Here is a 13,268-nt window from a genome sequence, read left to right as displayed (position 1 = left end):
GCGTAGTCGACATACTGGAAGGCCAGTGCCGGCAGAGGGTCGGCCAGCCCCTGGCTGAAGGCGCGGTACAACGTACCGATTTCGTGCAGCAGAACGCCCGTCGACCAACCGTCAGAAACGATATGGTGCTGGGTCACCAGCAGGATGTGCTCCGTCTCCGACAGTTGCACAAGCCGCCCGCGAATCAGCGGACCGCTCGACAAGTCGAACGGCGCCAGCGCCTCCTCGCGAGCGAGCCGCTCTACGGCCTCGTGTTGCGCCGCGCTGTCCAGCGGGCGAAGGTCATGACTGGCCAGGGCGAACCCTTGGGTCGCCGGCGCGATCACCTGGATCGCCTGGCCCTCGTGCAAGGCAAAATGGGTGCGCAGGGTTTCGTGGCGCGCCACGATCCGGTCAAGCGTGGCCTGCAAGGCGTCTCTGTCCAATCGGCCGCGCAAGCGCAGTCCTGCAGGGATGTGATAAGCAGCACCCGCCGCGCGGTCCAGTTGATCGAGGAACCACAAGCGTTGCTGCGCCCACGACAGCGGCAATGGCAGATCGCGATCCACCAGCGTCAACGGCGTCTGCGCCGAGAGCCGGGCGTTCTCCACCTGACGTGCCAGACCTTGCAGCGTCGGCTCGGCAAACACATCCCGCAGTGCCACCTCGACTTCGAAGCGTTGACGCAGACGCGACACCAGTTGTACCGCCAGTAACGAATGCCCGCCCAGTTCGAAGAAGTGGTCATGACGACCGACACGCTCCAGCCCCAGCAACGCCTGCCAGATCTGCGCCAGCGCATGCTCGACTTCACCTGCCGGCGCCTCGTAATCACGACTGGCATAAGCGTCGTCCTCCGGCGCCGGCAATGCCCGTCGATCCAGCTTGCCGTTTGGCGTTAGCGGGAAACGCGCCAGCGTTACGAAGGCACTCGGGATCATGTACTCCGCCAGCCCCTGCGACAGTTGCTCGCGCAACTGCGCCACCGACAATACGGCGCCTTCCTGCGCCGTCAGGTACGCCACCAGGCGTTTGTCGCCGGGACGGTGCTCGCGCACCAGCACCACCGCCTCCCTGACTCCAGGGCACTCAGACAGTTTCGACTCGATCTCGCCCAGTTCGATACGAAAACCGCGGAGCTTGACCTGATCGTCGTTGCGCCCCAGGTACTCGATATTGCCGTCCGCCAGCCAGCGTCCCAGATCGCCGCTCTTGTACATCCGCGCCGCAGGCTCGGCACTGAACGGGTCGTCCAGGAAACGCTCCGCCGTCAGTTCCGGCAGATTCAGATAGCCACGGGCAACCCCCGCACCGCCGATATGGATCTCGCCGCTGACCCCGATGGGCACCGGCTGGCCGTGTGTATCCAGCAGGTAAATCCGTGTGTTCGCGATCGGACGGCCAATTGGAAATACCGAAGACCGATAACAGTCGATATCGTCAACCAGTCTATGCCAGGCCACCACGTCGCTACACTCCGTGGGCCCGTAACTGTTAATGAATTCGGGCCTCGGCTCGGGAAGCATTTCCAGCCTGGCGACTTGAATAGGCTCTCCACCCAGTACCACCCGGCGAATGCTGTCAAGTTGCCTTGAATCGTTTGCGTCGATGAGCGTGTTGAACGCACTGGGTGAAAGATTGATATGGGTAATACGCTCGCGTTGAATCTGCTCCAGCAGCACCTCGGGAATGAAAGCCTCTCTGGCCAGGTGCAGTGTTCCACCGACCAATAACGGACCGAGAATATTTTTTTGCGTCAGATCGAAGCTATAGGAGGAAACAAGCAGTACGGCATCATCGGGCGCCAGTTTCAGCTCGGCCAGATACCAGTGCATCAGGTTTAGAAAGCCCCTTTGCTCGATCAACACGCCCTTGGGTTGGCCGCTCGAGCCTGAGGTGTAGATCACATAGGCCAGATGATCCGGCTTGACGGCTCGCGCCACTGGATCATGGTGAGCCTCAGCTTCCCAGCACCCGCCTTCCAGGTCCAGCAGTGGCACCGTCAACTCGCCCGGCAACGCCCGGGTCGCGCTCTGCACCAGCACCGCCGCCGGCGCGCTGTCTTCCAGCATGTAGCGCAACCGCTGCTCCGGATACGCCGGGTCCAGCGGCACGTAGGCAGCACCCGCCTTCAGGATGCCCAGCAAGCCCACTACCATTTCCGGGCTACGCTCGACGCAGATCGCCACCCGGTCATCCGGCCCGATGCCCAGGCCGATCAGATGATGCGCCAACTGGTTGGCGCGCGCATTCAGTTGCGCATAAGTGAATGTGTGCGCCTCAAATACCAGCGCAATCGCTTCTGGCGTTTTTTCTACTTGCGCTTCGAATAACTGATGGACGCAGGTGCCTTGCGGATAATCCACGGCCGTCGCATTCCACTCCTGCAGCAACTGACGCTCGGATCGCGGCAGCATCTCCAGACTGCGCAGCAACGACTCAGGTGAGTGTTCCAGCGCGTCGACCAGACTCTCCAGCGCCGTCTCCATGTAAGCACATACCCGCTGCGGATCGATCCCCGCCGTGGCTTGAACGGTCAGTGCAAAGCCCTCGCCCAGATCGTCCACAGCCAGTGTCAGTGGATAGTTGGTTCGCTCATTCCAGCCCAGGACCTCGATTCCGCCCCAGGCGCGGTCTCCCTGGTCCGAGACTTGCGGTTCGGCGCTGTGGCGGTAATTCAGCAGCGCGCTGAACAGCGGCAACGGCGGAGCAATGGCGCTGCAGCGTTGCGCCAGCGCCAACGACGCATGTTCGTGACCGAGCAGCGCGGTCAGGCGGGCATGCGTGGCCTTCACCCCCTCACGCACGCCTTGCTCACCGACGTTCAAGCACAACGGCAAGGTGTTGATGAACATCCCCAACGAGCGGTCGGCACCGTCGCCACCCTGCATGCGTCCCAGCAACACCGTACCGAACACCACGTCTTCCTGGCCCGATGTGCGCCCCAGCACCTGCGCCCAGGCCAGATGATGCAGGCTGGCAGCACTTACGCCCAGACTCCTGGCTTGCCGGCGGATCCTGCCCGCCAGCTCTGCGGCCACTGCCTGCCTGGCTTGCTTGATGTCCCGACCGTCACCCTGCACATCGTGCAAACCGAATGGCAGCGTCGGCTCCGTCACCTGACCGAGCATTTCCTGGAAGAACGCTTCATGCGCCGCTTGGCTTACGCCCAGTCGCGCCTGCGCCACATGGTTGCGATAGGGTACCGAATCCGGCAGTCCGGCTGCCTGCCCCAGCAGATCCGCCTGTACCTCATGTTGCACCACTTCCAGCGCCGTATGGTCCAGCACCATATGGTGAAACAGCAAAATCGCCACCCAGCGACTATTCGCTTCGTCGTAGGCGTAAGCCATCTTCATCAAGGGCGCTTTCGTCAAATCCAGCCGGTAATGCCTGGGGTCGAAGCGCTCCTGGAGTTGCTGTTCGATGTCTCCGTCGGCCGACTTCAGCTCCAACGCTTCAACGGCCAATGGCGCTTCGCGCCAGACTGTCTGAACCGGCTCGTCCAGCCCCTCCCACAGCACCGCCGTTCTCAAGATGTCATGCCTGGCAATCACACCCTGAAGTGCCCGGACAAACGCCTTCAGGTGGTCTTCGCTTGGCAGCGCAAAACGCGTATTTAGCAAATAGGGGTCACCCTCGACCGACGCAAGGTGGTGGAACAACACCCCTTCCTGCAGTGGCGCCAGTGCATAGATATCCTGGACGTTCGCCGTCCCGCCTGGCACAGCACGCACAATCCGCTCGATGGCATCCTCGCTCAGGTCCGCGAGCGGCAACATCGACGGTGTAATTCGTGTGCACCCGACCACGATTCCGTTGGCGGGCACCTCTACCTCATGACCGTTACCCAATACCTCGGCAAACGCCGAAAGGGTTGGCTGGGCAAACAGCAGCCGCACATCCGCCGACAGTCCCGCTTGACGCATCCGGCCCATCAGACTGACGGCCAGTAGCGAATGCCCACCCAGTTCGAAGAAGTGATCGTGGCGACCCACCCGTTCGACACCAAGCAGCTCCTGCCAGATGTCGGCAAGCGCCGTCTCCACCGTCCCGCACGGCGCTTCGTAGCCGCGGCTCACATAAGCGTCAGCCTCCGGCACAGGCAACGCCCGGCGATTCAGCTTGCCGTTAGGTGTCAGCGGCCACCCCGGCAGTTTCACATACGCGGCCGGCACCATGTACTCCGGAAGACTCGCCTGCAAGGCCGACCGTAGCGTCTGCACCGCAATGATCTCTTTCGCTTCCCGCGTCGTGTAATACGCGATCAGACGTTTGTCACCCGGCGTGTCTTCCCGGGCAATCACCACCGCCTCTCCGACACCAGGGCACCCAGCCAACTGCGCCTCAATCTCGCCCAGCTCGATACGGAAGCCACGGAGCTTGACCTGATCGTCGTTGCGTCCCAGGTACTCGATATTGCCGTCCGCCAGCCAACGACCCAAATCGCCGCTCCTGTACATCCGCGCCGTCGGGTCGTTGCTGAAACGGTCTTTCACGAACCGCTCTGCGGTCAGCGAATCACGATTCAAATAGCCGCGTGCGAGCTGTACACCCGCGATATAAATCTCGCCGCAGACGCCAACCGGGACCGGTTGCATGTGCGGGTCCAGCAGATACATCCGGGTATTGGCGACCGGCCGGCCGATCGGCACGATCCCCGCATGCAGGTCGGGCACACAGTGCCAGTAGGTGACGTCGACAGCGGCTTCAGTGGGGCCATACAGGTTGTGCAATTGCACATGTGCAAAGCGTTGCTCGAAGTGCTTTTGCAAACTATAGGGCAACGCCTCGCCGCTACAGAACACCTGCCGCAATGTGCTACAGGCCAGCGGGCCAGACTGATTGAGGAAGCTCTGCAACATGGACGGTACGAAATGCAATATCGTGACACCCGAGTCTGCGATCAACTCGGCCAGATACTCGGGGTCCTGATGGCCTCCCGGACGCGCGATCACCAATTGCGCACCCGCGAGCAAGGGTAGAAAAAATTCCCAGACCGACACGTCAAAACCGAACGGTGTCTTTTGCAAGACGCGGTCTTCGCGACTCAGCCGATATTGGTCCTGTGCCCACAACAGGCGGTTCACAATGGCGCGATGCTCGATCATCACGCCCTTGGGCTGACCGGTCGAACCCGAGGTATAGATCACATAAGCCAGGTGCTGTGGCGTGACCGTCGGCAACAGGCGGTCATGCTCGGTTTCAGCCGCCCAGTTCACGCCTTGCAGATCCAGCACCGGCATCGCCAACGCACCCAGCAAGTCCCGGGTCGTACGCTGCACCAGCACCGCCACCGGCGCGCTGTCCTCCAGCATGTAGCGCAACCGCTCCGGCGGATACCCAGGGTCCAGCGGCACGTAGGCACCACCCGCCTTCAGGATCCCCAGCAAGCCCACCACCATCTCCACACTGCGTTCCACACAGATCGCCACGCGGTCGTCCGGAGCAATGCCCAGTGACAGCAAAATATCAGCCACCTGATTGCTGCGTTCGTTGAGGTCCGCGTACGTCACACGCTCGTCGCCGCACACCAGTGCAAGCGCTTGAGGCTGCTGCTGCGCTTGCTGTTCGAAAAGTTGATGGACCAATAGATCCTGTGGCCAGGCCTGATGTGTCGCGTTGAACTCGACCAGCACTTGCCGACGTTCGGTTTCGCCCAAAAGCTCGATCGCGCCCACAACCTGGCGCTCGTTCTCGACCATCGCACGCAGCACCCGTTCCAGATACGCCACGTAGCGTTGGGCCGTCTCGCGGTCGAACAGCGCCGTCGCATATTCCAGCGAACCGACGATCCGTCCCTCCACCTCCGCCAAGTCGAGGGACACATCGTACTTGGTGGTGCGTGCTACCGAATCCAGCAGCGTTAGCTCCAGCCCCTCCAACGCCAGCTCTGCGGGCGGCGTGTTCTGCCACGACAGCATCGCCTGGAACAGCGGGCTATGGGACAAGCTGCGCACCGGTTTGAGCAATTCCACCACCTGCTCGAATGGCAGATCCTGGTGTTCATACGCCGCCAGCGTGCAGGCCTTGACGCGACTCAGCAATGCCTCGACCGTCGGATCATCCGACACATTCACCCGCAACGCCAGGGTGTTGACAAAAAACCCGATCAGGCCCTCGACCTCAGCGCTCATCCGGTTCGCCACCGGCGAACCGATCACCACCTCATCCTGCCCGGACAAACGACTCAATACCGTCGCCCAGCCCGCCAGCAATGTCATGAACAGGGTCGTGCCGTGCCGCCGACTCAGCGCCTTGAGCTCATGGCTCAGCGTCGCATCCAGCACCACGGGCACCGCATCGCCCGTATAGTCCTGTTGCGCCGGACGTACACGATCAGAGGGCAACATCAGCAATGCCGGCGCATCGAGCAGAGCGGTCTGCCAGTAGGTGCTTTGCTTGTGCAATACCTCGCCGCTCAACCAGCCTCGTTGCCACACCGCATAGTCAGCGTACTGGATCGACAACTGCGGCAACGGGTCTGCATCAGCTTGGCAACCGCTCGCGTAGAGTGCTCCCAACTCGCGCGTCAACACGCCCATCGACCAGCCATCCGATACGATGTGGTGCATCGTCAACAGCAACACATGCTCGTCATCGCTCAGCCGAACCAGACTCCCTCGAATCAGCGGTCCCTGCTGAAGATCGAAGCGCCCAATGGCTTCTTCGTCCATCAGTCGTGCCAACTCACTCGAGCTATCGGCATGCGTCGTGAGATCGTACTTGCGCAACGGGCAGCCTGTTTCCTCGGGATGGATGCAGAGCACTACGGCCTGATCCCCGGTCTGGACAAACGTTGTGCGCAGTACTTCGTGACGCGCCACAATCCGGTTCAACGCATGCTGCAAGGCGGCTTCATCCAGCGCGCCGACGATGCGCAGCCCCGCCGGTATGTGGTAAGCAGCGCTGGCACCTTCCATCTGCGCCAGAAACCACAACCGTTGCTGAGCAAACGACAGCGGCAGTTGGGCCTCTCGTGACGTTGGCACAATCTGCGGCAGCGTATTGTTTTGTGCCTGCGCCACCACGCAGGCAAGCGCCTCGAGCTGCGGATTCGCGAATAACGCGGCCAGTTCCAACTCCACGTTCAAACGCTGCCGGACCAGGGAGATAAGCCTCATCGCCAGCAGCGAATGCCCACCCAGCTCGAAGAATTGATCGTTGCGCCCCGCCCGATCGACACCGAGCAGCTCCTGCCAGATCTCCGCCAGCGCACGCTCGACTTCGCCTGCCGGCGCCTCGTAGTCACGACTGGCATAAGCGTCGTCCCCCGGCGCCGGCAATGCCCGCCGATCCAGCTTGCCGTTCGGCGTCAGCGGCCATTCGGACACTTTCACATACGCCGCCGGCACCATGTATTCCGGCAGCCTCGCCTGCAAGGCAGCACGCAACGTCTGCGCTGTCATGGCCTGTGCAGCTTCCTGCATCGTGTAGTACGCCGTCAGACGCTTTTCACCCGGCGTATCCTCTTGGGCAATCACCACCGCGTCTCTGATGTCCGCGATCTGCCTCAGTTGCGCCTCAATCTCGCCCAGCTCGATACGAACTCCGCGGAGCTTGACCTGATCGTCATTGCGCCCCAGGTACTCGATATTGCCGTCCGCCAACCAGCGCCCCAGATCGCCGGTCCTGTACATCCGCGCCGCCGTTTCGGCACTGAACGGGTCATCCAGAAAACGCTCCGCCGTCAGTTCCGGCCTGTTCAGATAACCCCGGGCAACCCCCGCGCCGCCGATATAGATCTCGCCGCTGACCCCGATAGGCACAGGCTGGCCGTGCGCATCCAACAGGTAAACCTGCGTATTGGCTATCGGACGGCCTATGTGCAATACCGACTGCGTTGCATCGATCAGACCGGATGTGGCCACAACCGTGGTCTCGGTCGGACCATAGTTGTTGATCAGCGCAACCCGACTATCCGGATTGGGAAACTGACGCAACCGGTCTCCACCGATCAGCAACGTTTGCAGCGACGCCGGCTCGATCCCTTGAGCGAACGCAATCTCGGCAATCGGCGTAGGCAAGAAGCTCACATCCAGATCTTGCCGACGCCACCATCCCAGCAGCGCATCCACATCATTGCCAAGCGCTTGTCCAGGCAACAGCGACAGGCTGGCTCCCACGCACAGCGCTGGCCATAGTTCCCAGACGCAAGCATCGAAACCGACACCGGCCACGCTCGAAACCCGCTTGCGATGGGTCAGACCGAACGCCTCGCAATGCCAGGCCACCAGGTTCACGAGATTGCGATGCTCGATCATCACGCCCTTGGGCTGGCCGGTCGAACCCGAGGTATAGATCACATAAGCCAGGTGCTGTGGCGCGACCGTCGGCAATACGCGATCATGCTCGGTTTCAGCCGCCCGGTTCACGCTTTGCAGATCCAGCACCGGCATCGCCAACGCACCCAGCAACTCCCGGGTCGTACGCTGCAGCAGCACTGCCACCGGCGCACTGTCCTCCAGCATGTAGCGCAACCGCTCCGGCGGATACCCAGGGTCCAGCGGCACGTAGGCACCGCCCGCCTTCAGGATCCCCAGCAAGCCCACCACCATATCAACACTGCGCTCCACACAGATCGCCACGCGGTCGTCCGGAGCAATGCCCAGTGACAGCAAGGCATGAGCCACCTGATTACTGCGTTCGTTGAGTTCAGCGTAGGTCACGCGCTCGTCGCCGCAGACCAGTGCAAGCGCTTGGGGCTGCTGCTGCGCTTGCTGTTCGAAAAGCTGATGGACCAATAGATCCTGTTGCAAGGCCTGATGTGTTGCGTTGAACTCGACCAGCACTTGCCGGCGTTCCGCTTCCCCCATAAGCGCAAGCTTGCCAATCGGCGTCGATTCATGAGCGGCAACCGACTCCAGGAGCAGCGTAATGCGGTCCCGAATCCGCTCAACTTCGTCCGGGCGAAAGCAGGCCAGATTGAAGTTGAAGTCAACGACTACGTCTTCATCCGAATAGTAATCACAGATAGCGATTGAGAGCGGCGTCTGATCGAAGCCGCTGTACATCCTGATCGCCTTCGAAGGGGCGCCGCCAAAGAAAAAGTCTGCGTCAAATTTTTCGAATGAAAGCGTGATATCGAAGATCTGCTTGCGCCTGGAATGGCCAATATTCAGGGCGCGATTCAGTTCGGCAATCGGGAAGTGCTCGTGGCGGTAGCAGCGTCGCAATTCGGCGGCCACATTGCCCATCAATTCGAGCAGGGAGCGATTGGGGTCAACCCGTACGCCGATCGGGATGACGGAAGAAAACATCCCGATCGTCTGTTTCTGGCGGGCCGTCGTGCGGTTATGCAGGGGCATGCCAATGATGACTTCTTCTGCACCACCGACGCGTGAAAAATAGGCACTGACGACTGCAAAGAATACCGTGACAGGAGAAAGGCCATGCTCGGTGGCAACCGCGGCCACAGCATTGAACAGGTCACGCTTGATCGTCGAGCGAATATGACCGCTCTTGCACATCGAACCCACGGCATGGTCGCCGGACCACTGCAGCAGGGATGGCGGTATTTGTGCGTAGCGTTCGCGCCAAAACGACCGGTCACGCTCCAGGCGCGGCGAATTCAGATAGGCCTGGTCTTTGACCAGGAAGTCTCTGTAGGAAGAGCCTTCCTCGAGCTCGTCGATGCCCACCAGTAAATTGTTGTAGGCCTTCGCGACTGCATGGCAAAACAGCGTCGCCCCTGAGCCGTCCATGACCAAATGATGGTAGCGACCCAGCCAGTAGTGACGGGATGCACTGCACCGTACGAGCTGCGCCTCCCAAAGAATGCCTTCCAATGGATTGAAGGGTCGGGAAAATGCGTGTTGAAGGTATTCCTGCGCTCGCTCGACACTGTCAACGTAGCCTGAAAAGTCGACGAGTTCGAGTGTGATATCGACAGATGGCAACACTCTCTGCCGGGCTATATCACCCTCTTGGAACAAGGCAAGTCGTAGCGCATCATTATGCCTGACAACGAGATTGATAGCCTTCTCGAACATTGGAATATCGAGATCACCCTTGATCTCCAGCTTCATGCCAATGTTGTACAGCGGTATGTCCGGATTCGCTATCTGACCGAGCCAGATACCCTGCTGTACAGAAGATAGTTCATACGAGACATTGGAGTTGTTCGATACGTGTTGATGCGACGACGTCATGCGTAAACATCCCTGATTTTAATATCCTTTCGGGAGCCGAGTGAAGATGTCCGCGGCCCTGCCGAATTCCTGGCGTGCTGGCCAAGTTCCATACAGAACTCGGCAGTTACAGCACAAGTTTGTCGCAGATAAACCGGATGTCAGAACCTGGCTTGCCCTGTCTGCATGACTGCCATAGGGACCTGGGAGAATGTCATTGATGTGCCGACAGTACCGGCTAGTAGCACCTTGATACTTCCGGACTGCGGGTTTCTCTATTTTCCCCTAAGTCGTGAACGGTTCGAACCGACGAAAAAAAGACCCTGACCCCGGATAAGCTGCTAGACCTGCAATAATAGCGTTGACACTTACAAAGAGAAAAACAGAAATGAGGGCTTGTCCCGTATTACCAGTGCACCCCTCCCGCATTCAATAAACCGTTTTCGCTTCATTTGCCAAGGCAAAACGCGGGCATATAACCTTACCTAGAGGCGCTGGATTGATCGGTGGGCTCGGGGTTTGAACTTTGCTCAAGGCGCTGCTCGATTGGCTGGCCAGCCGCTTGGTTTCATTGAAGCCTGTCACGCTGAACAGTCCGAAGTCAGTAGGCGCCCCCGTGCCCAAGTAGCCCGTTAGCGGCATCGCAATCATCAGACCATAGAGTCCCCCGTGCGCAACGTGCGCACAGATGATCCAGCAACGCAACCAGCTGGAAATCGAATACGCCCGCGACACCATGCCCCGCGGCGTATTCGGCATGAACGCATGCGATGATGGAGGACTATCCGAATTTCATCGCTAACCGCCGCCCGAGCCAGATTGGCTTGAAGGAAAAGTGTCCAGAGACGACCAACCCGTTCCCTTGGATGAGCGAGATCATCACCTTGAAGAAAGAGAGGAATTTCTTTGAGCACTCGGGTTATTGAGTATCAGACAGGTGGGGCGTTGAGCTGGGATTAAGAGTTAAGGTTTGAAGTGAAAAGGCCAAGTAGCAAAAGTTTCTTGGCCTTTTTCTCTATATGAACCCGAATAATGACAAGAGCCTAAAAGGTTAAGAAAATCACATAGCAATGAATCCTTCATTGATCATCGCATCACGAATTTTCCATATCTCGATACATTGCTTCTCAGTAGGCAACTTTTTAGGTATTTGAGAAGCTATCATTAAAAGACTGTGTTGCTTAGGCGTTAGATGGTTATGCTTCCCTCCCCAATTAAGCATTCGATTCCACTCCGCGCCAGGCACACTAGTAACCTGAATCTGAATTTCAATTCCATCATCGGTTTTTTGAGTTTTTCTGGACTTCTTACCTTCATCAACCACCGAGTTCACATCGACGAGTCTTTCATAGAAGTCGTTTTTAAACGATATATCAAGCAGTTTAACCTGCTCCCAACAGGCTTGTGTTTTAGCCCATTCAGTCACGTTATCTTTAGGTCGCTCAGAATCAGTTAAAACTTCAAAAACACATTTAGCAACTACTACGAGCTGACTGACAAGCCATTCTGGAACGCATTGCAGATCCCAAATCGCACGAAGATCTAACTGCTTCCCTAACGCTTGTTCGGATATCATATTATGCAGCTTGGCAACCGTATAAGTCACAATGTTAGCTCTGTAACCTCCTTGGTACCAAGGTTGCTGGCTTACAAGTGCCTCTAACCTTTTAAATATTATAGCCAACGAAACAAGCGAGCGAAAATAATCTTCATTGTAATTTTTTCCATCATTAGACCAGAGCTTAGAAATAACATCTGCAAAAAGCATGAAGTTCTTTTGAGCCCCCATACTTACTTTATGAGGCATTTCTCGCCAACTATTTTCATATTTGGCCACGTCAGTTTTATTAAACAACTGTGATTTGGGATTTTGAATAAGAAACTGATTTTTTTGGGCAGCTGTAAGCTTAGCTTGCTCATTCGCAAACTGTCCACGGGCACGTTCATAGAACCAGTGCGTGCCATGCTGAGCCCCACCGATAGGGGAAGTAAAAATACGGCGAGAAAACTCCTCCAGTCGGATGTGATAGGGGTGATTTGAAAAAAAATCAGCGTCACTTACCTTATTCTGACTGTTGGCATATCTAGCGATTTCCGGCGTGAGCATACCAACCCGCTCGGGAGAGAGAATTGACAACTTCATCTGGACCATTACGTTAGAAAGATCAGCAAAATCCTTCTTTCCTGAAGATCCACGCTTTGCATAGGCGAGCGAAGCGGTAGTTTGCCCACCATTAACGATCTGTAGATTAGTAACATTTGTTATACGTAATCCCGCTGGGGTCTCTTGGATTACGACGTTTTCAGCAGTAGCGGCTATACCGTTATTGAAAGCAAAAAACATTTCCGGACGATGACGTATAGTATTTTGTATAGCAGAATTCACTTTACCTTTGGTGCTTAGAAAAGTCCGAACATTACCCTCTAACAATCTACTACCGTACTTATCATAGATATCCGCCAAAGAATCTCCAGATATCATACACAGATAAGCATCATACTCGTCGCCGGACTGGACTGCGGCTAGAAATGGCAGGCCAAGGCTATCGGCGGTACAAAAATCCACAGAAAGCTCATCTCGTCCAGTAGCGGACACGTACGCAGAATGAAAGCGAGCTATGTCCCAGATATGCAGCTCCACAGGAACATCTTTAACTTCTTCTTCAAACCAATCCTTCTGTCTACTTTTTGAAACCCTATCAGTAACAAAATAAAATTTATATCTTGTAATCTTTGAATGCCAATCCATCAAGTCACAAGCCAGACCGTATCCAGGATTACTCTCATCAACTGATCCGTCAGTTAAAGATCCATTCAGAGCCTCCTCTAAATAGGAGCGAAGTTGTTCAAAAGCACGTTTTACGTCTTGAGTAACGAACGTTCCCATTTCGTCATCATTAAAGAACTCGGCCACCATTAAAGTTAGAGAACTATCAGCATCATCGTAATAGTAGCCATCTACACGTAGCTTTCTCTTTTTGATGCCTACACCCTCAAAACGGCAACTCTCAAAAGAAAAAAACTCCTCAGCATCTATAAGACGATCACCGCATTCATCAACAAACACTGCACGAATAAAATCTCTCGTTGATTCGGCTCTGGCCCTAACTGTTTCGATAAACTCTCGATGAAAGTCTTCCAAATTCATTATCTACTCTC

Annotated in this window: 2 protein-coding genes and 1 pseudogene; 1 reads left to right on the top strand and 2 read right to left on the bottom strand. The window is 57.1% G+C overall.

Annotation, left to right across the window (positions count from 1 at the left end; genetic code table 11):
- On the bottom strand, positions 1-10,130 hold a 10,130-nt coding region (locus AO388_RS16080), incomplete at its 3' end, for a non-ribosomal peptide synthetase (RefSeq protein ID WP_153003989.1).
- Positions 10,131-10,794: 664 nt separating this feature from the next.
- On the opposite strand from AO388_RS16080, the pseudogene AO388_RS27665 reads away from it, so the two are divergent.
- Positions 10,795-11,069: pseudogene (locus tag AO388_RS27665) on the top strand (ribonucleotide-diphosphate reductase subunit beta); the annotation flags it as partial.
- 100 nt (positions 11,070-11,169) lie between these two features.
- Here AO388_RS27665 and AO388_RS16075 read toward each other — a convergent pair.
- Positions 11,170-13,257: an AIPR family protein gene (locus AO388_RS16075; protein ID WP_058416733.1), complete on the bottom strand. Its 2,088-nt coding sequence runs from the start codon at positions 13,255-13,257 to the stop codon at positions 11,170-11,172.
- Positions 13,258-13,268: the final 11 nt, after the last annotated feature.

Origin of the sequence: Pseudomonas sp. ICMP 10191, from assembly GCF_001467335.1 — a bacterium.
GTDB lineage: Bacteria > Pseudomonadota > Gammaproteobacteria > Pseudomonadales > Pseudomonadaceae > Aquipseudomonas > Aquipseudomonas cerasi.
Note: the sequence above shows the minus strand (reverse complement) of the source record. Positions and strands in the feature narration are given on the sequence as shown.